Annotated in this window: 18 protein-coding genes; 12 read left to right on the top strand and 6 right to left on the bottom strand. The window is 53.5% G+C overall.

What is annotated here, in order from left to right:
* Positions 1-7: 7 nt before the first annotated feature.
* On the top strand, positions 8-1,372 hold the full coding sequence (gene gorA / locus WEB64_RS08120; protein ID WP_368059759.1) for a glutathione-disulfide reductase: 1,365 nt from the start codon (positions 8-10) through the stop codon (positions 1,370-1,372).
* On the opposite strand, the gene WEB64_RS08115 is transcribed toward gorA, so the two are convergent.
* The 3 genes from WEB64_RS08115 to WEB64_RS08105 are packed head-to-tail and all read right to left on the bottom strand — an operon-like array spanning position 1,369 to position 6,383.
* Entirely contained in the window at positions 1,369-3,339 is a 1,971-nt protein-coding gene (locus WEB64_RS08115) for an ATP-binding protein (protein WP_368059761.1), read from the bottom strand. The two genes, gorA and WEB64_RS08115, sit on opposite strands and share 4 nt — an antisense overlap.
* Complete coding sequence (locus WEB64_RS08110; RefSeq protein WP_368059763.1) at positions 3,326-4,330, bottom strand: ABC transporter substrate-binding protein; 1,005 nt, start codon at positions 4,328-4,330, stop codon at positions 3,326-3,328. Before WEB64_RS08110 ends, WEB64_RS08115 begins: the two co-directional genes overlap by 14 nt.
* A gap of 49 nt (positions 4,331-4,379) precedes the next feature.
* Positions 4,380-6,383 (bottom strand): TonB-dependent receptor plug domain-containing protein, encoded by a 2,004-nt coding sequence (locus WEB64_RS08105; protein ID WP_368059765.1) that lies wholly within the window; start codon positions 6,381-6,383, stop codon positions 4,380-4,382.
* 225 nt (positions 6,384-6,608) lie between these two features.
* Between WEB64_RS08105 and WEB64_RS08100 the strand changes: the two genes are divergently transcribed.
* The 4 genes from WEB64_RS08100 (at position 6,609) to WEB64_RS08085 (ending at position 10,273) form a co-directional block, all read left to right on the top strand.
* Entirely contained in the window at positions 6,609-7,301 is a 693-nt protein-coding gene (locus tag WEB64_RS08100; RefSeq protein ID WP_368059767.1) for a J domain-containing protein, read from the top strand.
* 99 nt (positions 7,302-7,400) lie between these two features.
* Positions 7,401-8,630 carry a sulfite oxidase gene (locus WEB64_RS08095; protein ID WP_368059769.1) on the top strand — a complete coding sequence of 410 codons (1,230 nt, stop codon included), beginning with the start codon at positions 7,401-7,403 and terminating at the stop codon, positions 8,628-8,630.
* 84 nt (positions 8,631-8,714) lie between these two features.
* Positions 8,715-9,056 (top strand): TraR/DksA family transcriptional regulator, encoded by a 342-nt coding sequence (locus tag WEB64_RS08090; RefSeq protein WP_368059771.1) that lies wholly within the window; start codon positions 8,715-8,717, stop codon positions 9,054-9,056.
* 434 nt (positions 9,057-9,490) lie between these two features.
* Positions 9,491-10,273, top strand: a complete 783-nt coding sequence (locus tag WEB64_RS08085; protein WP_368059773.1) for a Crp/Fnr family transcriptional regulator — start codon at positions 9,491-9,493, stop codon at positions 10,271-10,273.
* Between the two features lie 148 nt (positions 10,274-10,421).
* Here the strand turns inward: WEB64_RS08085 and WEB64_RS08080 are convergent, their stop codons facing one another.
* Positions 10,422-11,390 carry a beta-ketoacyl-ACP synthase III gene (locus WEB64_RS08080; protein WP_368059775.1) on the bottom strand — a complete coding sequence of 323 codons (969 nt, stop codon included), beginning with the start codon at positions 11,388-11,390 and terminating at the stop codon, positions 10,422-10,424.
* A gap of 183 nt (positions 11,391-11,573) precedes the next feature.
* Between WEB64_RS08080 and WEB64_RS08075 the strand changes: the two genes are divergently transcribed.
* The 5 genes from WEB64_RS08075 to WEB64_RS08055 all read left to right on the top strand — a co-directional run bounded on the left by WEB64_RS08075 (position 11,574) and on the right by WEB64_RS08055 (position 17,912).
* The gene (locus WEB64_RS08075) at positions 11,574-12,359 is read left to right on the top strand and encodes a hypothetical protein (protein WP_368059777.1); all 786 of its coding nucleotides are present in this window, start codon (positions 11,574-11,576) and stop codon (positions 12,357-12,359) included.
* A gap of 160 nt (positions 12,360-12,519) precedes the next feature.
* Positions 12,520-12,984 (top strand): (2Fe-2S)-binding protein, encoded by a 465-nt coding sequence (locus tag WEB64_RS08070; RefSeq protein WP_368059779.1) that lies wholly within the window; start codon positions 12,520-12,522, stop codon positions 12,982-12,984.
* Positions 12,981-15,317, top strand: coding sequence for a molybdopterin cofactor-binding domain-containing protein (locus WEB64_RS08065; RefSeq protein ID WP_368059781.1), 2,337 nt, complete (start codon positions 12,981-12,983; stop codon positions 15,315-15,317). The genes WEB64_RS08070 and WEB64_RS08065 overlap by 4 nt, the downstream gene beginning before the upstream one ends.
* Before the next feature lie 5 nt (positions 15,318-15,322).
* Positions 15,323-16,312 carry an XdhC family protein gene (locus tag WEB64_RS08060; protein ID WP_368059807.1) on the top strand — a complete coding sequence of 330 codons (990 nt, stop codon included), beginning with the start codon at positions 15,323-15,325 and terminating at the stop codon, positions 16,310-16,312.
* Between the two features lie 136 nt (positions 16,313-16,448).
* The gene (locus WEB64_RS08055; RefSeq protein WP_368059783.1) at positions 16,449-17,912 is read left to right on the top strand and encodes a malate:quinone oxidoreductase; all 1,464 of its coding nucleotides are present in this window, start codon (positions 16,449-16,451) and stop codon (positions 17,910-17,912) included.
* A gap of 193 nt (positions 17,913-18,105) precedes the next feature.
* On the opposite strand, the gene WEB64_RS08050 is transcribed toward WEB64_RS08055, so the two are convergent.
* Positions 18,106-18,441: a hypothetical protein gene (locus tag WEB64_RS08050; RefSeq protein ID WP_368059811.1), complete on the bottom strand. Its 336-nt coding sequence runs from the start codon at positions 18,439-18,441 to the stop codon at positions 18,106-18,108.
* Here WEB64_RS08050 and WEB64_RS08045 point away from each other — a divergent pair.
* On the top strand, positions 18,325-18,882 hold the full coding sequence (locus WEB64_RS08045; RefSeq protein ID WP_368059809.1) for an NAD(P)H-dependent oxidoreductase: 558 nt from the start codon (positions 18,325-18,327) through the stop codon (positions 18,880-18,882). The two genes, WEB64_RS08050 and WEB64_RS08045, sit on opposite strands and share 117 nt — an antisense overlap.
* A gap of 238 nt (positions 18,883-19,120) precedes the next feature.
* Here WEB64_RS08045 and ycaC read toward each other — a convergent pair whose 3' ends face one another.
* Positions 19,121-19,741, bottom strand: a complete 621-nt coding sequence (gene ycaC, locus WEB64_RS08040; protein ID WP_368059785.1) for an isochorismate family cysteine hydrolase YcaC — start codon at positions 19,739-19,741, stop codon at positions 19,121-19,123.
* A 283-nt stretch (positions 19,742-20,024) separates the two neighbouring features.
* On the opposite strand from ycaC, the gene WEB64_RS08035 reads away from it, so the two are divergent.
* On the top strand, positions 20,025-20,993 hold the full coding sequence (locus WEB64_RS08035) for a LysR substrate-binding domain-containing protein (RefSeq protein WP_368059787.1): 969 nt from the start codon (positions 20,025-20,027) through the stop codon (positions 20,991-20,993).
* Positions 20,994-21,219 lie beyond the last annotated feature (226 nt).

Below are 21,219 nucleotides of genomic sequence, written 5' to 3'. Positions count from 1 at the left end.
AGAAAAAGTGTCAGAGAACTTTGATTTCGACCTGATCGTTGTAGGTGCCGGTTCCGGCGGTGTTCGTCTGGCGAGAATGTCTGCCCAGCGAGGTGCCCGCGTGGCGATTATCGAGTCCCGCTACCTGGGAGGCACCTGCGTTAACGTTGGCTGTGTGCCCAAGAAGCTGTTTGTCTACGGCTCCCATGTTCACGAAGATATCGAAGATGCCGCCGGTTATGGTTGGAAGGTACCAAAAGACGGGGTCTCCTTTGACTGGCCCACCTTGGTCGCTAACAAGAATACCGAAATAGAACGCTTGAACGGAATCTATCAGCGATTGCTTGAGAACGCCGGCGTCACCATTATTGAAGGTACAGCAACCTGTCGTGACGCTCACACTGTAGTGGTGGGTGATCAAGCTTTTACAGCTGTGAATATAACCATTGCAACGGGAGGCTGGCCGGTGACGCCCGATCTTCCGGGCAAAGAGTGTATTCTTAGCTCCAACGAAATGTTTTATCTTCCTCAACTGCCACGCCAGGCAGTAGTTTGGGGTGGGGGCTACATTGCGGTGGAGTTTGCAGGGATCCTTGCGGGGCTGGGTGTCGAGACGACCCTGATCTACCGGGGCGATCTGTTTCTGCGAGGATTCGACGATGATGTGCGGCAATTTACCGCTACGGAATTGCGTAAAAAAGGTATTGATCTGAAGTTCGGTGTCACGATTGAATCGGTTCATACCGACGGTGCGCATTATCAGGTGGCACTCTCTGACGGCACCTCCATGACCACTGGACTCGTGATGGCAGCGACAGGCCGCCGTGCTTTAGTAGACGGGCTCGGTCTTGAGGAGTTGGGGGTACAGATGAATGCCTCCGGACACATTGAGGTAGATGACCATTTCCAGACGACCGTTCCGTCCATTTATGCCCTTGGGGATGTGATCGGAACACCCCAACTGACGCCGGTTGCGCTGGCCCAAGGCATGGTGCTGTCGCGCAGACTGTTTGGTGACGGCAACGGCGAAATGGATTATAGCTGCATTCCAACCGCCGTATTCTGCCAACCCAGTATTGGTACCGTTGGCCTGACGGAGACAGAAGCTCGCCAGTCCCATGGCAAACTCCGAATCTACCGGTCAGAGTTCAAACCCATGAAGCACACCATGAGTGGCCGTGATGAGCGCAGCCTTATGAAGCTGATTGTTGAAGATGAAACTGACAAAGTTCTGGGTGCCCATATGGTTGGCCCTGATGCCGGTGAGATCCTTCAGGGAATCGCCGTTGCTATGAAGGCTGGTGCAACCAAAGCGGATTTCGACAGTACCATCGGTATTCATCCGACATCAGCAGAAGAATTTGTGACCATGCGAGAGCCGGTAGCAAGTTAAAGGTGTAACCACCGGCTCAGGACCTTGCGCAAATTTTCCTTTCTGACCGGCTTTGCCAGATAATCGTTCATTCCCGCTTCGTGGCAAGCGGCCTCGGTGCCAGGTAGAGCATCTGCGGTTAACGCGATGATCGGCGTGCTCCTGAGCCCGGCGGTGGCCTCCCACTCACGGATTGAGCGCGTCGTCTCATACCCGTCCATGATGGGCATATGACAATCCATCAGTATGACCTCGTAGTTATCATGACTGGCGCGTACACGCTCGAGTGCCTGTTGGCCGTTATCGACAGCGTCTGTTTCAAAACCAAGGCGCGTCAGCAGTGCCGTGGCTACACGTTGGTTCACCGGATTGTCCTCCACCACCAGGGCCCGAGTGGATAAACGGCTGGCGGAGGCGGCTTCGGGATTGGGCAGCAGGGTGGCAGGGGCTCTGGCCGGTGGGGCGTTGATCGGCTCGACGATTTCGAACGGTAGCTCAAACCTGAATGCCGAACCAATCCCAAGGTCAGTCTCAACACGTATATGGCCGCCCATCAATTCCACCAGGCGCTGGACGAGTGCCAGGCCAATGCCGGTGCCACCAGGTTGACGGGAGTGGGAGTTGTCCAACTGCTCGAAGCTGTCGAACATCTCTTTCATTCTTTCGCTGGGGATGCCGGCACCTGAATCCTTCACTTCGCAGTTCAGAATCATGTAGCCATCTTCCAATGTCAGCCACTCACTGGTGACGGTAACGTCGCCTTCATCGGTAAATTTGATAGCGTTGTCCAGCAGGCACGCGATCACCTGTCTTAGACGGGGTGCATCTCCGCGAACGAAGGCTGTCGGTGTCGGCCAGACGCCCTCAAAACACGCAGTCAGCGTGAGCCCTTGCTGGTCAGCCGAGTGTCGGAAAGTCGCGGTACAGTTTGCGACCAACTCCCTGAGGTCAAACTCATGAAAATCCAGTACCAGCATGCCGCGATCCAACCGGGAGAAATCCAGGATGTCGCTTATTACGGTGAAGAGATCCTCAGTTGAGCGTCGTGCAGTGACCAGGTAATCCCGTTGCCGCCCTGTCATCGGTTCTTCGGAAACCAGTTCAAGCATTGCCAGCACGCCGTTCAGGGGCGTGCGAAGTTCGTGACTCATCACCGCCAGGAATTCCGATTTGGCCAGGTTGGCAGTCTCAGCCCGTTCCCGTGCACTCTCCGAAATCGAAAGTGTCTGGGCCTGGGAGACCTTCAGGTTGGCCAGATGGGCAGACAGGGCATTCAGGTTCTGTTCCAGCTCCACAAATTCCGCGGAGGTGCCGCGGTGGCTTATCTGGGACGGGTGATATTCCCGCTTCATTAATTCCTTCACACGTTCTGAGAGTCCTATGACGGGCTCTATGACGCGGGCAAGCATCTGGTTGACCACCAGCAGAGTGAAAATCAACAAGGCTATGCCTAACCCCAGGGAACTCCAGATAATATCACTGCGCCGGGTTTCGAGACGTCGATCCGATACACCAACCTCCACGGTTCCAGCGCGCAATGCACCAGACCCTAAGTTGTAGTCGGGCTCAAACCAGGCAATACGATCCTCACTCTGCATACTTAAAGGTTGCTGCAGTATTGCAGATTCGAATATCTGTATCCCATCATGCTCTTCAATTGGGCTCTCGCCGTTAGTCCTGGAGACAAAACCCACTTGTGTGCCCATAACATCCAGCACTCGTATCCATTCCACATCGCTGCGACGTATGGATTGTTGGAGAATCTGGTCCAGTGCCTGCTCATTACCTGAGACCACGGCGTATTCAACCGCCGGCCCGAGGTTGTCCGCAAGCACCTGACTACTGCTGTAGATGTCCTTCCTCGCGTCATCCAGTCTGGCTGAGGTGAAAAATGTCATCAGCACCAGGAACATCACGATTGCCGGCAGAGCGCCCAGCCAAAGTAGCTGGCGACTGAGAGAACGGCGACTCCGGTTAGTCGGCGTCATGGGTAAGTCCTTTCGCCAATTCACTGAGCTGCTCTTTTAAACGGGCTTCAAGGATGTCTGGTGCGGGCACGGGGATGTTCAGGGAACGGGCAACCTGAGCGTTGACCTCAACAGCGAAATTCCGGGGGTAGGCTGGCGGCAGTAATTTTCCGGTGGCGCTGTAAGCTTCTAACTGCTCATGAACCTTGGCAACAACACCATGAAGCGGAACGAAGGTAGAAGCTAATGCGCCAGCTCCGACAAATGCGCGATTCGGCCCAATAATGATTCTGTTTCTACGATAGGTAGTCAACAATATGTGTTTGATGGTTCTCGGGTTGAAGATCATTTCATCCGGTGTGGCCAATAGAAAGTCACCATAAGTCAGCGCGCGGGAGAGGGTAGCGATCAATACATCATTACTCTCGACGGTAAATACTCTTACTTCCAGATCGAAGTGTGACAACGATTCGATCAGTGAATCGTAGCTCGCCTCGGTGCCGGGCCGGGCTAGCAGGGCAATACGAGATGCCTGGGGCAAGATCAGGTGACCAAGCAGAGCCTGTTGTAGCAGTGGCAGGTGGTTATAAATGGCTGAACTGGGAGCGCCGGTTCGGTGGAGATAGCCTGCAAACAGGGCCTCACTGATCATCAGTGCCAGAATCGCCGGTCTCGGACGTTGCTGCTGCACCTGGCTCAAAGCATTCGAGCCAAGAGTAATAACGAGTGCATTTGGCGTGGCGAGGATGCGATCTTCGGTATAAGTACTGATGTCAGCACTGTCGCCGAGCCCACGGTTAAGCAGGTTCATAAAATGCGCGTTGAACGCGGTATTACCGGAGCCGGCGACCAGGATGGATGTTTTCGGCAATCCGGAGTAGGCACTGTTGCTGGCATTCTGGGACAGCGCGGGCAGGGGGCTGAATAGCAATACGCACACAAACAGTTTGGCCAGCCGGATGAGCCAGTATGCTTTCGTCTTTAGGGTGATCTCGGTCAGCGTTTCAATCATACCGGCCCTGGTTTGACGTCCAGCTTTTGCAGAAGCGCCTTGGGCGCCATTAAAACCGGAGCCCAGCTTCAATGAAAAACTGGTTTCTATCCCTGATTATATTATTCCTGCTCAGGATCGGATTGCTGTTCATATAGTGTTGAAAAACAACCGCTACCTCATAGCTCAGTCTAGGCGTGTACACACTTTTTACCAATCTTAAATCCAGCCGTTCGAAGGGACCGGTTTTGAATTCATCCGCGAAATAGTAAGCGACGGCTGAAGAAATGTCATAGCCGTAACGCTGAATCCAGGCAAGGCTGCCCGAATGTCTGACCGTAAGCCGGCTCTCAAGCTGGATGAAATCTTCTTCCTCTCCGGCGGTGGCTTTGGGAGCACCCCGGTATTCGCCGTCCTGATCCATGTAAGCATACGTGGCCCGGAACTGACTCGTGGGGAATTCAATGGACGCTTCTATTTCAAAACCCTGCTGGTCCAGAGCAACATTATTGTCGAGGTCCCATTCATCGATGATCAGATACCCGCTGATCACATCTCTTAAGTGGTCGTAAAAATATTTGATCTCCGTAGATAATAGCCCACCTGCCAGGCGATATTGCCCAAAGTAGCTGATTTCTCTGGAAATAATATGTTCTTCCCTGAGCGTTCCCGGGGCCTGGAATTGAGGTCCAACGCGCTGTCCTTCGAAGCCTCCATACAAAGCTGCTGGTTCGATATTTGTTGCGCGATAGCCCCAGTCTGCGCTTTGCTCGAATGCATCGGGTGTTCTTACCGCCTCGGAAAACACGAAACGTAAGGTGTGGTTTTTTGCGAGCTGAAAGTTTGCAGCGAGCCTCGGTGAAAAGAAGGTGTCATCCAGACTGGAGGTTTTCTCCAGGTTACCGCCAATATTGAACGTCAACCAGTTAATTGGCGTGTACTCAAGGTTGGCAAAAAGCCGAGCCTGGTAGGTGCTACCGTTACCGTTGAAGAAGGTATCGGATTCGAATCGATCCTCCCGGTAACCCGCACCGGAGACCAGCCTGGTGCTTGGTGACAACGCCACGGTGTCCTGCACTTCAAATTCCAGCCGGGATTCTTCCATATCCTGATTGGTATGGGCACATAAATCCGGGGTGCCGGGAGGGGCACCTGCGATTGCCGTCAGATCCGCACAGGTTCGCCAACGTTGGCGCCGATTGTAGTTCTGGTAGGCGGTCTGGACATGAAAAAAGTGGGACTCTGATAGCGTTGTGTTCCAGCGGGCCTGAAGGTAGTAGTCATCGACAATAATATTGGGGTCGGTCTGGGCTCCGAACTCCTCACCCATCCGCAACTTATCCTCCTCATCAATACCATCGGTTACGCCCGCTCGCAGCTCGAGGGAGTGATTGGATCCGTATTCCTGCGTCGCAGCGTAGTTGAAATGGTTGAACTCGTAGCCATTGTTGAAGGGAGGCGGTTCACTGGTGTTGTTGACATCAGCAGATTGCTCGTCAAATCCGTCGTCTTCGCGCCGCTGGTACGATAATCGCCAACTGAAATCGTCCTGGGTATCAGCTACAGACCCATAGAGATTTTTGTGACCGCCACGACCGAAGGAACTGTGTAATTGCACTCCCTGACTGTCAACAGGGGAGCGGGTAATAATGTTAATGGTTCCGAGAAACGCGTTAATACCGTACGCAGCGGAGTTCGGTCCACGGCTGATTTCAATGCGCTCAATCGCTTCGAGGGCAACCGGCATGGTGTTCCACTCCACACCAGCGAGACTTGGCTGGTAGGCAGTGCGGCCGTCAATCTGAACTTGTAGACGCCGTTGATCGAAAGCGACAGTGCCGTGGTAGCTGGTCACCGGCTTATTGCTGCCAACATAAGCGACCGTCATACCGGGTACCAGCCGGAACACCTCCACCAGGTTCAGTATGCCCAGATCGCGAATAAGATCGCCCTGGATGATAGTGGTACTGCCAGGCACCTTCGACTTGGGCTGTCGGAGCCGAGTGGTTGTGAGTACTTCGGGAACGGGTGAATCGAAGATAAAGGAGTAGTCCTGGCTGAAATTTTGATCCAACTCATCCCCGCATACGGGCCCGGCGACTAAAGTGGGGAACAGGAGAGTGATCAGAGCCCGATGAACAGGTCGTAACGAGATAAAAGGCGCTATAGGCATGGTTCAGGTTTTATAATGTGGTCAGGGTTGGCATGATTAACTTAGCTTAATCTTAAAGACGTTGTAAGCCTCTGACCCTGAATTTTCCGGGCAGGGATGCCCAAGTCAGATACGGAGTGAAATCGAATGAACTGTTGGGACGTACTCGGAATTGAACCAACCCGGGATAGAGCCGTCATAGACGAAGCGTATGAACGGCAGCAGAAGTTCGCTTCTAAGGGCGAACAGTCTTTATTGGATAAAGCCTACCGGCAGGCTTTATCCGACACCGGTCAGGCTACCAATCCGTCATCTGTAGAGAAACCGATTGATAATGAACCGGTTCACCCCCCGCTGGCGGAGATGGATACTGAGGCGTTAAATCCTGATACAGAGGATCGCCCACTGAGCGAGAATGACCACAGGGTAGTCCGGGAGACGGTCATTCAGATCCGGGCCCTGCTCAATGACACCTACCGGACAAAAGATGTGCAGGTCTGGAAAGCCATCCTCGCCGAACCTCCCTCTGACCAGACTGCGATTCGGCAACAGATCGATGAAGCTCTCGAGAAAGAAGTCCGACCGATGGCCGAAAATGGCGCCTTCCCACCTGAGGTGGCTCATTTTTTAGCTGACTGGTTTGGCTGGCACTCATTGCGCGACGCAAAACCGTCGAGCGTTTTTGATGAACCCAGACAAAGCGTTTCCAAACAGGGTGGCGAGGAAGAACACTCAGAAGAAAAGCCTCAGTCAGTCAATTTCTGGCCCGCGGCCATCGGCTGGATCGTCGGCCTGGCAATTCTCACCAGCCTGTTCAGCAACATGGGCGGCGGTGGTTGACCAAAAATTGATCAAGAGCTATAAGCTATAAGGATATACCGGCTCTGTTCTCAGAACCGTCGTTGCGCGCTCATTTCTATAATAAAAAGGAGAAGTGCCGTGGATCACAAAGCTCAAGCATCACCCCTTACAAATACGTCGAATAACGAGATAAATCAAAGCCGTCGCAACCTGCTGGTGGGAAGTGCAGGTGCTATGGCTGCGGTGTCACTGCTGGGATTTACTCCCATTGCGAAAGCGGCAGAGGCGAAAACACTACCGGAGTACACCCGCTGGAAGGAAGCCAGCGCGCTGATTGTTCACAGTGCAAACACCATGGAGACCGAGCGGGGCGCTATCGGTAGCGGTGTGGTGACCCCGAGTGACCGGCTTTTTGTTCGCAATAATCTTTCCGCCCCAAGTGAGGAAATCACCAGTGATCCGGATGCCTGGGAAGTGAATATTGAGGGCGTCCAAAACCCTCGCACTCTGACAGTGGCTGAATTAAAACGGCTGGGCGCGGAAACGGTCGCTTCGGTTTTACAATGCTCAGGCAATGGCCGGGCGTTTTTCCCCCATGGAGCGAGCGGTACGCAATGGGGAGTCGGTGCCGCAGGGTGCGCCGTGTGGACAGGCGTTCCATTGAAAGACGTTGTCAGCGAACTCGGGGGAATGGCGGACGGCATGAAGTACATCACTGGCACTGGCGGTGAAAAAATCCCGGATGGACTGGAGCCAAAATCCGTCATGGTTGAGCGTTCGGTTCCTGTCAGTGCGCTGGAAACTGCTTTGCTGGCCTGGGAACTTAACGATGAAGCCATACCCTTGGCTCATGGTGGCCCATTACGTCTCGTGATACCCGGGTTCTACGGGGTCAATAACGTCAAATACATCAAGAACCTCGCCTTCACTGAAAGCCAGACTGACGCCAAGATTCAGGTATCAGGTTACCGTGTCAGGGATGTCGGCGTGTCGGGCTCACCAGACCAGCCGTCGATGTGGGAAATGAACGTCAAATCCTGGGTAACCGCGCCGCTTGAGAACGCTTCCACCGGGCGCGCTATGATCTACGGCGTTGCTTTTGGTGGCGTTAAAGCGCTTGAAAAAGTCGAAGTTTCGACAGACGGTGGTAGCAATTGGAAGCAAGCTCGCTTTCTGGGGCCGGATCTGGGCCCCTACGCCTGGCGACCCTTCGTACTGGCCGCTGATTTGAACGCTGGCGAATACCGAATCGTCAGTAGGGCCACCGATGTTGATGGTGATGCCCAGCCCGAAGGGCGCACTGACAATGAACGGGGCTATGGCCACAATGGTTGGAAAGACCACGGTGTTACGGTACAGGTCATGTGACATAGGCACGCCTCATCTGGGGCAATCTTATTTCCGATGGAAAGTATAGAGTAAGAGAATCCGATTCGTTGGGTGGGGGTTTGTATGTCTGACAGAAGATCTGCTTTGGAAGAGCTGAGGCGTGACCTTGCGGAGCGGCTGAAGCGGTTTCAGGCCCATCAACATCGTGAAGACGGTGCTCTGAACCCCGATTTCAGCGAGCAGGCGGTTGAGCGACAAAATGATGAAGTAGTCGATGGCCTTGAAAATGAGGTTCGGGCCGAGTTGGTCAAGGTCAATCGCGCTCTGGAGCGCATCGAGGAAGGTTCAGGGGAGGAATGCGAAAGGTGCGGAGCGGCGATTAATCCAGCTAGGCTCAAAGCTTTGCCATACGCCACCTTGTGTATCTCTTGCGCTGATGCCGAATATGAGAAAGGTAACGGATAAGACCTCTTATCTCTCTTCTTACCTCTACAGAACCATTTCCTCGTGAACTTGCGTTGGCGGAGCTTGAAGCAAGTGCCGTAAACGCTGATCCGTTGGACCTACCTAATGGCCTTCCCAGGCTGCTGCCAATAATCACACCAAACTCTGCTATTCAGGTTTATTTTCCTTTTCAAACGCAGAATCTTCGGTTTATTTCACTACGATTTATTAATGTTTTGCTTTCTGAGTGCTCATATAGCTAAAGGCTACAGTAATATTTTTCATAAATAACAATGAACTAGCACTAATGTTCCCACTGTAATGTTTCGAAAACCCTGATCGTAGTATCCGCAATAGTGTTACCTCCGCTATTTCGTCAGTTTGGTATTAGAAGCAAAACAACACGAAGAAGTAGCAACAGCACATTCGTGCATAGAAGAGCAGAGGAGAACACGATGGATAAGGAAACGCAGCACTCGCAGTCGGACTTATTTGATTACGTTGCGCGCCTATCGGAACGCGAACTACTTATCGTGAATGCGTTGGATCGTTGCAGCTCGCGCTACCCAAAAAACAGTATCGTGTTTCGGGAGGAAGACCCGTCCGAGCACTTTTACATGGTCGAAGAAGGGGTGTGCTTTACTCATCGTCATCTGGAAGATGGCAGTCGTCAGATTATTGATATTTATTTTCCAGGCGAGATTGTGGCCTTGGATGAACTATCGCGTTCAGAGCACGGCTCCGGACTGACTACTCTGTCGGAAAGCGTGCTTACCGCTTACAACAAAACAGAAGTCACTCAGGTGTTCTGTCAGTCGCCGGTGCTGTCACGGTTGTTTATTAATATGATTTCCCGCGAACAGGTAAATCTGACAGAGCGACTTGTCGGATTGGCACGCTACTGTGCACGCCAGCGTACAGCGCATTTTTTGCTGGAGATTCGCCATCGAATAGAACGTTCCAAGCGCACAGGTCAACGTCGCCCCAAACGCAAAGCTGGCAAGATACAGGATATTCGTGAACCGACTCATCAGGCCCCAAATGTGGTGCGCTTGCCTCAGGCGGTAATAGCTGATGCATTGGGCTTAAGCGTTGTCCATGTGAGCCGAGTGCTGGGTCAGTTTCGGGATGAGGGGCATGTTGATTTGTCCCGCCCAGGTATTACTTTGTTGAATATTACGGGTCTTGAAAGTGTTGCAGGCACCAACTCAAAAACCCGATTGAGCATTATGGGCTGAAAAATCCAAGACAGAGGTTTCTGAGCTGTTGTAGGAGTGACTTCAGTCACGATTCTGGCGGGGTCACTACCGCAAGTTTCAAATCGCGGTTGAAAGCGCTCCTACAATAGCGAAAATCCGATCTGGTGCCGCGCTGGATTTTCCCTGATCAATAACGAATCAATGCTGAACCCCAGGTAAACCCTCCACCAAATGCCTCCAGCAATAGCACTTCATTCTTTTGAATACGGCCATCTCGCACTGCAACGTCCAGGGCGAGCGGTATCGAGGCAGCCGAGGTGTTGCCGTGTTTGTTCACCGTTACTACAACCCGATCCATCGGCATGCCGAGTTTCTTTGCCGTTGCTGAGATAATGCGGAGGTTTGCCTGGTGAGGCACAAGCCAGTCGATATCGGACTTCTGCATATTGTTGGCTGCAAGTGTCTCATCGACGATTTTCCCGAGTGTGTTCACGGCAATCTTGAAAACTTCATTACCCTTCATCTCAACAAAGGCATTACCCGCCTTGACCTGATCATAGCCGTCTGCAATTCCGTAGGGTACTCGCAGGAGGTCTTCGTACTGGCCGTCAGCGTGGATGTGCGTTGAGAGAATGCCAGTTTCCTCGTTGGCCTCAAGGATAACGGCGCCGGCGCCGTCGCCAAACAATACGCAAGTTCCTCGATCTTCCCAGTTGATAATGCGGGAGAATACCTCCGCACCGATCACCAGTGCCTTTTTGCTGCTGCCAGTTTTAATGAATTTGTCGGCCACTGAAAGCGCATACACAAAACCACTGCATACTGCCTGGATATCAAATGCCGGAGATCCGTGGATCCCAAGCCGGGCTTGCAGGATGCACGCGGAACTGGGAAAGATCTTATCCGGAGTGGATGTGGCGAAAACGATCAGGTCAATCTCCTGGGGTTCGATGCCTGCGGCCTCTATAGCAAGCCGCGCAGCTTGCTCAGCAAGGTCAACACAGGTCTGGCCGTCAACGGCGATATGGCGCTGCTCGATTCCCGTACGCTCACGGATCCACTGGTCGTTGGTATCGACCATTTTCTCGAGATCTTTGTTGGTAACGATATTGTCTGGCAGGTAAGAGCCAGTGCCAGTGATTCGGGCGTAAGGCATGCGGTACGGTCCCTGAGGGTAAAACGTATTTACGTTACTGTTTAATGTAGCACGCCATCGTATACCCTGCGGCAGGGGAGAGTTATTAGCGATTTGTCAAAGACGGGTGGTTCAGCGGTCGCGAACCTGCCGGGGCAAGGCTACACTGGATCCAGAAACAGGCAGATTCCGGAGGTGTCATTCGTGGCCGATGAGATCCCTTTGGGATTAAAGTATTATCTTCTTATTCTAACCCCAAGTCTCATTGCAGAACTGGACGAATTCGGCGTCCAGTGGGCCGCCCAGCATCCTGAACTCGACCCCCACGATATCGAAAAGGCTTTTTTCACCGCCCGAAGTATTCAGCGCCGGTTCACTGACGATCCCGAGCACGCACCGCCCCAACTTTGGCGAGACATCATGCTGGCCATCCACGATATGCGTCGGGTACTCGACGTCCTCGAAAAAGAGACATTCGATGCCGTCACTGCGGAAGCGCTCAAAGCGACTTCGGAGCTTGCCCGGGTTGATATTCAGAAAGTGTTTGAACAGAAGCGCGAAAAAGGGGAGATCGATTTCCGCCTCCATGGTCTCAGTCTCACCACCGCGCCGGAGGATGGGCAGGACCCGGCAGTGAAGGAGGCGTTCCATATCAAGCGCAGTAAACGCTACGGGTCACTCATGCAGTTTGATGACCGGATTCTGAATCGGAGTGAGCAAACGATTGTGCGGGACGCGAAGAGCCTGGCCCGCAAAATAGCCGATGAGGGCGAAGAGTCAGCCCGGTTAGACGCCCTTCTGGTGATGGGCGCTGTCGTGATCGAAATGGCGAACGTTAGACTGAAAACCACCATCCCCGATGTCATTCAGGAAAAGTTTCATCGTATGACTACCAAAGCCGTCATGGCCCTTGGAGCACTAGTGTATCGCGATCAATACCAGCAGTTGAAGAACGCGCTGGCGCTGGAGCCCTTGGATTCCGACTTGTAGTGACCTGAGGAAAGGGATCATTAAGTGAAATCAGGAATTATCAGATTCAGGTAGCAGTTGATCCGTAAAACTCAGTGGTCGTAAAGTCTCAACAGGATTAAGCTCGATATATTTGGCCAGCTACGGTGCCGGCCCAACAAAACGATAATGAGAGAGTTCAATGATTAACCTGACGATAAACGGACAAGCTCACGAATTGGATGTACCAGACGATATGCCTCTGCTTTGGGCTTTGCGGGATGTTGTGAAACTGACTGGCACCAAGTTTGGCTGCGGTATTGCCCAGTGCGGTGCCTGCACGGTGCATCTGGATGGAACGGCCATGCGCTCCTGTGTAACTCCGGTTTCCGGTGCCGTGGGCCGGGAAATCACCACCATTGAGGCGATGTCAGACGATAAGGTAGGAAAACGGGTCCAGCAGGCCTGGCTGGAGTTGGGCGTGGCCCAATGCGGCTACTGCCAGGGTGGCCAGATCATGACAGCCACGGCACTGTTGAAGCAGAATAGCAAACCCGATGCCTCTGAAATTCGTGACGCCATGAACGGTAATTTGTGTCGGTGCGGTACCTACAACCGTATTTTTGCCGCTATCGAGCAGGTTTCCGACACGGAGGAGCAGTCATGAGCAAATCCCATGATTCCCTTTTGCTAGCCAACGTAAGTCGTCGGCGTTTTCTCAAAGGGCTGGCCGTCGGTAGTGCCCTGGTCGTTGCAGCACGCTGGGACCTGGCGTTTGCCGAGGAGGTCAAGTACGGCGCCGAAGCCATGCCCGGGGGTTGGGTTGATAATCCCAATGTCTTCATCAGCATTGATGGAAATGGCACCGTTACGGTGATCAACCATCGGGCGGAAATGGGGCAGGGCATACGAACCAGCCTGGCGTTGGTGGCTGCCGACGAGCTCGGCGCGGACTGGGACCGGGTTCGGGTCGAACAGGCTGAGGCCGACCAAGACAAGTACGGCAACCAGAATACGGACGGATCGCGCAGTATGCGTCACTGGTACGAGCCGATGCGCCGTGCCGCTGCCGGTGCCCGACAGATGCTGGAGCAGGCGGCTGCCAATCAGTGGGGCGTACCTGTCGAGGAGGTAGAGACCCGCGTACAAGAGGTAGTGCATAAGGGCAGTGACCGCACGCTCGGCTTTGGCGAGCTGGCCGCTGCGGCCCGCGTGCTTGATGTACCGGCCCGTGAAAACCTGACCTTGAAGGATGACAGTCAACTGCGCTACATCGGCCGTGAAACCGGCCTGGTCAACGGTGAGCTGAAGAATGACAACAGCCGTCCACCCGCCATCGATGGCGAGGACATCGTCACCGGCAAGGCCCGGTTTGGCGCTGACGTACAAATGGACGATATGCTGTACGCCGTGATTGCCCGACCTCCAGTGCTGGGTGCCCGGGTGAAAAGCCTGGATGACACCAAAGCGAAAAACGTTCCCGGGGTGGTGAAGATTCTCCAAACGGAGGGCACGGACATGCCTGCCGGTTTCAATCCTCTTGGGGGTGTGGCCGTGGTGGCGGAAAACACCTGGGCGGCCATTCGTGGCCGTGAGGCGCTGTCCATCAACTGGGATCTTGAAGCCGCCGGTGACAATGCTTCCTATACCTCGGAAGCATACCGCCAGACGCTGGAACAACGAGCGGAATCGTCCGGCAAGACCGTCCGCGAATCCGGCGATGTTGACAAGGCGCTGGAAAACGCCGACCAAAGGGTCACCGCCACTTACTACATGCCCCATATGGCCCAGGCTCCAATGGAACCGCCGGTTGCTGTGGTCCGGATAAAAAATGGCAAAGCCGAAGCCTGGGCGCCGGTCCAGCATCCACGGGCCGCCCGTGACGGTATTGCCGCTGTATTGGGAATAGACCTTGAAAATGTAACCGTGCATCAGACTCTGCTCGGCGGCGGTTTCGGTCGCAAGTCAAAACCGGATTTCGTGATCGAGGCAGCCCGGCTGGCGAAAGAGTTTGAAGGTCGTCCGGTACGAGTCCAGTGGACACGTGAGGATGATATCCGGCACACCTACTTCCATGCGGTGTCCGTAGACAGGCTGGACGCCGCTCTCGACAGTGACGGCAAGGCCACCGGCTGGCTGCACCGGACCCTGTCGCCGAGCATCGGCTCGCTGTTCGCTGAAGATCCGAAACACAAGGGTGATTTTGAACTGGGCATGGGTTTCAACACCATGCCATTCGACATTCCTTCGATCCGCCTGGAAAACCCGAAGGCTGCTGCCCATACCCGAATTGGCTGGTTCCGGGCGGTTTACAATCTGCCCCACGCATACGCCATCCAGAGTTTCGCTGCGGAAATGGCCGAGGCGGCCGGCAAGGACCACAGGGATTACCTGCTGGAGTTGCTGGGCGAGCCACGTCAGATCAATCCCGAGAAGTTCGAAGACGGTTGGAATTACGGTGAGAATCCCGACATCTACCCCATCGACATTGGCCGTATGCGGGCCGTGGTGGAAAGAGCCACCAAGGAAGCCGACTGGGGCAAGGAAAGTGCTAAGGGCCGGGGTTTGGGGTTGGCCATGCATCACAGCTTTGTTTCCTACACCGCTATTGTGCTGGATGTGGAGGTAGACGACAGCGGTGAGGTCATCGTTCACCGGGCCGACATCGCCTTCGATTGCGGTCAAACCGTTAATCCGGAGCGAATTCGCTCGCAGCTTGAAGGTGCCTGCGTTATGGGCATCGGTATTGCCCTGCACAGTGAAGTTTCTTTCAAAGATGGCGATACCGAGCAAACCAACTTTGATCGCTACCAGATTCCCCGTATGGTCAATGCGCCCCGGGAAGTTCATGTGCATCTGGTCAATAGTGGCAAAGATGCACCGATGGGGGGTGTGGGTGAACCCGGCCTGCCGCCGGTTGCGCCAGCATTGTGCAATGCGGTGTTTGCCGCGACAGGCAAGCGGATACGACGCCTGCCCATTGGCAACCAGTTGAGCTGATGACCATGCAGAGTCTGGATTACCGGGTAATCGAGCAGGCCGTCAATTGGCTTGCGGATGGCAAGACCGTCTGGCTTTGCACCGTTCTGTCCACCTTCGGCTCATCGCCAAGAGAGCCAGGTTCACTCATGGTCGCCACGTCAAATGGTGATCATATGGGCTCGCTCTCGGGTGGCTGTATTGAGGACGACTTTCTGGATCGCCTCGTTGCCGGTGAGTATGAGCTGCCTGCCGTGATCGTGAGGTACGGCGAGCCTGGAGAAAAGTCAGACAACGCACACGTTCGCCTTCCATGTGGCGGTATTCTTGACGTCCTGGTGGAACGGTTGCTCGTGAATTCCGACAACCAGGTGCATCTGCAACAGGTTTTGAGTGCCTTGGCGGGTCAGGATGAACAACTGCGCTCCGTTACCCTGATAGATGGAGGGGCCTGGCTTGAGCCGGCAGGGCCGACCGGCCCAAAAGTGCTTTGGGAAGATGGCGCAGAAGTGGTTCGGATTCGCATAGGCCCGGTAGCGAAACTGATTCTTGCGGGCTATTCAACGGTGGCGGAGGCCTGCGCGAATTTTGCTATCAACCTTGGCTATCAAGTAGTGCTCTGTGACCCAAGGGAAGAGGTAATGCGAGGCCTCACCCTGCCGCAGGGAGTCGAATTCATCCCGCAGTTTCCCTCGTTATACATTGCCTCCCCCGGTGCCTGCACGCCGTCCACGGCCGTCGTTGCAGTCACCCACGATCCCCGCATTGATGACCTCGCCATGATGACCGCCGTTAAAACCTCGGCCAGCTACATTGGCGTAATGGGTTCCCGGCGAACGTCTCAGGCCCGCGCAGACCGCCTCCGTCGTACAGGTGGGCTGAGTGACGCTGAAATTGAACGGATTCACATGCCGGTAGGGCTGGACCTTGGCAGTAAAACGCCAGCGGAGATCGCGCTGGCTATTATGGCGGACATCGTACGTATAAGGAGAGGGCGGACACTCATCGAAATATAAACCGCTGCGTTACTGAATCATATGGCCGTAAATCAGCGCTAGCCAGATGTTCAGGCTATACCGTAAGCATGATACCTTCGATCGAGAAAACTTTGCTTACTACCCTAATTGAAATTCAGTTTGGCGAGCAGACTTTATGAACGTAATTATCATAGGCGCAGGGATCATGGGGACTACTTTTGCCACATTGGCAAAAGAGATCGCTCCGGAATTGGACATCACCATCTTAGAGAGACTTGAAGGTGCCGGGGCCGGAAACTCCTCGGCGTTCTGGAATGCCGGTACGGGCCACGAGGCGAACTGTGAGCTGAACTACACCCCGGTGGATGAAGAAGTCATATCGGTTGAAAAAGCTCTGAAAATCCATGCTCAGTTCAATGTTGCTAAACAGTTCTGGGCTTATTTAATTAAAAAAGGAACCATCAAAGACCCGAAAACGTTCATAAACCAGACCAAGCACTGCACGATTGTTTCCGAATCTGCCATCGAAGAATTGCAACTGCGATTCAGGGAAATGTCGGCTCATCATTTTTTCGAGCACATGCGTTACTCGGAAGACTTTGATGAGATAAAAAGTTGGATTCCCTACACCATGGAAGGGCGCCCGCGCGATGAAAAAATGGCGGCCACCGTCATCGAAACAGGCACGGACGTAAACTTCGGTGCTTTAACGGAGCAAATGGCGGCCTATGCCGTACAAGACCTGGGTGTAAAAATTGAATATGGCACCCATGTAAAGCGCGTGCACAGGAGCCCGAGCGGGCGATGGATTATCGAGGCCGATAGCAGAGGGACCGCAGTTCAGCATAAAGCCGATGTGCTTTTCGTAGGGGCTGGTGGGGGCGCATTTCCACTTTTGAAAAAAAGCCATTTGCCGTTTCGGAAGCGCTTCACTGGCTTTCCTGTGGGCGGTCGTTTTCTGCAGGCTCCCATCACTAAAGAACAGGCTGGGGATTACCGGGCTAAAACCTATGGCAAAGCCAAAGTGGGCGCACCTCCCATGTCCGTGCCGCATCTTGATTTACGGGTTGTGGATGGTAAGCACTACTTACTGTTCGGTCCTTTCGCATCCTTTAAACCTGTCCTTGAGAAAGGCCGAAGCTTCTTTGATTATCTCAGATCGATCCGTCTGCATGACATCCCGGGCTTGCTGAACGTCGCCCTTGAGCATTTCCCGTTGGTCAAATATCTGGTTTCGGAGACCTTTAAAGGCGAAAAGAGCATGCTTGAAGAGCTTGAGAGCTTTGCTCCGGGCCTGAGTAAAAAGTTTGACTGGAAACCAATTGAGGCCGGCCAGCGAGTGCAAATCATCAAAGACGGAGATTTGCAGATGGGCACGGAAATTCTCGTTTCCAAAGATAAAACTTACGGCACATTGCTGGGAGCATCCCCTGGGGCTTCGGTATCGCCCGAGGTGATGTTGCGCTGCCTGGAAAAGTTATTGCCAGCTATTTTTTCCAATGAGAAAGCAAAGCAAAAGAAGAAAGAGATTTTCCCTGAGGACACTCTGGATACATTGATCAATCATCCTGATAGGTACCGGGAGATTCGCGATGCGGTTAACAAGCAGTTGGGGATAATCCGGTCCACGGCAGAATGAAATCCACTATGAGCGCTGCCCGAAGAGCAGCAACCGTGGTTTATTTAACTGTATTGCCCTGAATCAGCATACGGTTTCTTGATAAGGACGGGATCACTAAATCTGGCAGTCTCATCGGTGGATAAGATGGAAGGACTTTCTACCGGGGTCTTCGCCGTGCCCGCGGTACCGGATTCACGAATATCATCGAAAATCAGGCCAGCAGGCCGGTAAACAGGGTATCAGTGGTCGTCAGCCGAATGTTTCCGGAAAGTTTCAGGTCTTGACATGCCAGTCGGCGTTCTGCACCCAGAATATCAGCTTCTACCCTTCTTGCGACTGCAGCAAGGTCCTCTCCAGAGGGGTTTGGTGTGTAGCGGTTGAACGTGCTGGTAACTATGCCGATAGGGTCGACGCTGATTACTTTGCACCCTTGACCGAACAACGCGCGCATTATGAACGCGGGGCACTGCCAACTGAGGTTCAGCATGAGATCGCCCGTCTTGAATGGGCAGACCTGGTGATCTTCCAGTTCCCGTTGTGGTGGCATGCTCAACCGGCGATATTGAAAGGCTGGTTTGACCGGGTGTTAGTTTATGGAGGGCTCTATTCCGGCAGTCGGCGATACAACAGAGGCCATTTCCGGGGCAAAAAGGCGATATGTTCCGTTACAACTGGCTCGCCAGAACAAGCATTTATGCCTTTTGGCCGCGCGGGAAATATAGTGGAATGGCTGTGGCCGATTCACTCCTCGCTTTATTATGTGGGGTTCGATGTACTGGCACCCCAGGTTAGTTATGGCATTCAGGGTGGAGGTATTCTGTATCAGAAAGAGGCTGTATTCCGAAAACAGATTGAGGAGAAAAAAGCTATTTGGGCGGCCCGGCTAACCACGCTTTTTGAGGAATCTCCCATTCCGTTTACTGGCTGGGAAGATTGGGATGAGGATGGTCTGCTCAAACAAAGTCACCCGATTCGATGGCGACCCTGAAGGATGGACAACCAAAAAACTACTAAATTGCTGGAACTGTAAGTCGATAAGTTGGGTTTGTCCGGAAACTGAGAAGCACATAGTAAGCTTGGAACGGTTAGTTTGCAGCAGAATAAGCTGATTCAGCGCTAAATCGGGGCTCAATGTAGCGTCACCTTACACATCAGCAGAGAATTGGAACGACTGCACATTCGTAGTCATGTCCTGCCCACAGTGTCGTAGGCAGGATGATTAAAAACTAGCCTTCTCGGGCGCTGTAGCTTTGAATCAGGTTTGCGTAGTGGGGCAGGTGCTTGGCCAGGATACCACCGAATCCCTCAATGTCATTGCGCCAGTCGCGATGCAGTTCACAGCCGACACTGAACCAGTTCATCAACTGAGCACCGGCCTGTTCCATACGGCTCCATGCGGCGTCACGGGTGGTCTGGTTGAAGGTACCGGAGGCATCGGCTACTACGAAGACTTCGTAGCCTTCTTCCAGAGCGGATAGCGTGGGGAAGGCTACACAGACGTCGGTCACTACACCGGCGATCAGCAACTGTTTTTTGCCGGTCGCCTTGACTGCTTTCAGGAAGTCCTCGTTATCCCAGGCGTTGATCTGACCCGGGCGAGCGAAATACGGTGCATCGGGAAACATTTCCTTCAGCTTCGGTACCATCGGCCCATTTGGACCGTCCTCAAAGCTAGTGGTCAGGATTGTCGGGATGTTGAAGAACTTGGCGATATCCGCCAGAGCCAGCACGTTGTTCTTGAAATCATCTGGTGAGAAATCTCGTACCAGGGATAGCAGTCCGGACTGATGATCTACCATTAGTAGTGCCACATTATCCTTGTCCAAGCGATTGTATTTAAAAGCCATGTCAATTTTCCTTTTCACGTTGATGTTGAGGCATCCGGCTGCGACGGCCGGGGCCTACCAGTAAGTTTAGCGGCTGGGAATTCCGGGTGCTGAACTTTCCGTTCTGGAAGTCAAAGATGGCTTGCTGGATATCTTCGGGCCTTATTCATGACAAAAAGGCCATGCCAGCAACGGCAGCATTTGAGCAACGTTTCGACGATACAACATCAGCATAGCCAGAACTTTATGGCACCGGTAGATTGTGAAACTTATACTCAGAGTTCTATTTTCAGGACGATAAACAATGCAGGACCTGAACGATCTTTATTACTTCGTGCAAGTGGTCAATCATGGTGGTTTCGCACCGGCGGGCAGGGCACTAGGAGTGCCCAAATCGAAGCTGAGCCGCAGGCTTGCGGTGCTTGAAGATCGTCTGGACACACGGCTCGTTAATCGCTCTACCAGAAGATTCACCGTGACCGAGTTAGGACAGGAATTTTACCATCATTGCGTTGCCATGCTGACCGAAGCTGAGGCAGCGCAGGAAGTGATTGATCGTTCGCGCGCGGAGCCAAGGGGAGTGGTGCGGGTAAGTTGTCCACCCGGTTTAATTTACTTTCACGTCGGTCAGTTGCTCGTTCGGTTTATGGCCCAATACCCGGAGGTAAAAGTCGAAATTGACGCGACCAGTCGACGCGTCGATGTACTTAAGGAGCGTTTCGACATCGCCTTGCGGGTCCGGTTTCCGCCCCTGGAGGACAGCGGACTTACGATGAAGGTGTTGTCCCGGAGTCCACAACGCCTGATGGCATCGAGAGATTTCTTTGATAACCGAGCCAAGCCAGAAAGTCCTTCCGAGCTGGCCAATTTACCCAGCCTCGATTTTGAGCAAGCAGACGGGAAACACGTATGGTGCCTGGACGGCCCCGATAGCTCGGTGGCCCAGGTGCAACACTCACCGAGGCTGGTGACTGACGATGTTTTCACTCTAAGGCAAGCTGCATTTGAAGGGCTTGGAGTAGTACGGATGCCGCTGATCGTTGGTGGCCGGGACCTGATTGAAGGGCGCTTAATCAATGTTTTGCCCGGTTGGCAGCCCAGAGGCGGAATTCTCCATGCGGTTTATCCTTCACGTCGTGGATTGCTTCCGGCGGTAAGGGCAATGTTGGACTATTTGGCTGAATCTATGGACGAGGTGGATTTTTCTGTGATGGACACCAGGGGGGGTGAGTCTGATGAAACCTCCCTTCACCTCGGGTGGAAAAATTCTTAGGGCCCTGCCTGCAATCTTTGTTTGCTTATCATGTTAAGTGGAGTGACGACATTGTCCGCAATTGGTTATCCTTCTGAAGGTTAATTTGAAACTCCCCCAGCAGATGCCCCCGACATTCGGCCACAGGACACCCAAACATGAAGCGAACACAGTTTCTCCAGGATTTGATCAAGCAGCTCTCGCCAAAACTTGACTCGAGTTCCTATGTTTACTGCACAGTGGCTCA

This window comes from Marinobacter sp., from assembly GCF_040882185.1.
In the GTDB taxonomy this organism is placed as follows: Bacteria; Pseudomonadota; Gammaproteobacteria; order Pseudomonadales; family Oleiphilaceae; genus Marinobacter.
This window is presented reverse-complemented; position numbering and strand designations above follow the sequence as displayed.

What these genes read in the sequence shown, in the direction of transcription:
- WEB64_RS08070 (WP_368059779.1), top strand. Translation starts at nt 12,520, where the DNA reads ATGATTAACCTGACGATAAACGGACAAGCTCACGAATTGGATGTACCA.
- WEB64_RS08085 (WP_368059773.1), top strand. Translation starts at nt 9,491, where the DNA reads ATGGATAAGGAAACGCAGCACTCGCAGTCGGACTTATTTGATTACGTT.
- WEB64_RS08050 (WP_368059811.1), bottom strand. Translation starts at nt 18,441, where the DNA reads ATGCCACCACAACGGGAACTGGAAGATCACCAGGTCTGCCCATTCAAG.
- WEB64_RS08100 (WP_368059767.1), top strand. Translation starts at nt 6,609, where the DNA reads ATGAACTGTTGGGACGTACTCGGAATTGAACCAACCCGGGATAGAGCC.
- WEB64_RS08090 (WP_368059771.1), top strand. Translation starts at nt 8,715, where the DNA reads ATGTCTGACAGAAGATCTGCTTTGGAAGAGCTGAGGCGTGACCTTGCG.
- WEB64_RS08080 (WP_368059775.1), bottom strand. Translation starts at nt 11,390, where the DNA reads ATGCCTTACGCCCGAATCACTGGCACTGGCTCTTACCTGCCAGACAAT.
- WEB64_RS08060 (WP_368059807.1), top strand. Translation starts at nt 15,323, where the DNA reads ATGCAGAGTCTGGATTACCGGGTAATCGAGCAGGCCGTCAATTGGCTT.
- WEB64_RS08110 (WP_368059763.1), bottom strand. Translation starts at nt 4,330, where the DNA reads ATGATTGAAACGCTGACCGAGATCACCCTAAAGACGAAAGCATACTGG.
- WEB64_RS08035 (WP_368059787.1), top strand. Translation starts at nt 20,025, where the DNA reads ATGCAGGACCTGAACGATCTTTATTACTTCGTGCAAGTGGTCAATCAT.
- WEB64_RS08115 (WP_368059761.1), bottom strand. Translation starts at nt 3,339, where the DNA reads ATGACGCCGACTAACCGGAGTCGCCGTTCTCTCAGTCGCCAGCTACTT.
- WEB64_RS08065 (WP_368059781.1), top strand. Translation starts at nt 12,981, where the DNA reads ATGAGCAAATCCCATGATTCCCTTTTGCTAGCCAACGTAAGTCGTCGG.
- WEB64_RS08055 (WP_368059783.1), top strand. Translation starts at nt 16,449, where the DNA reads ATGAACGTAATTATCATAGGCGCAGGGATCATGGGGACTACTTTTGCC.
- ycaC (WP_368059785.1), bottom strand. Translation starts at nt 19,741, where the DNA reads ATGGCTTTTAAATACAATCGCTTGGACAAGGATAATGTGGCACTACTA.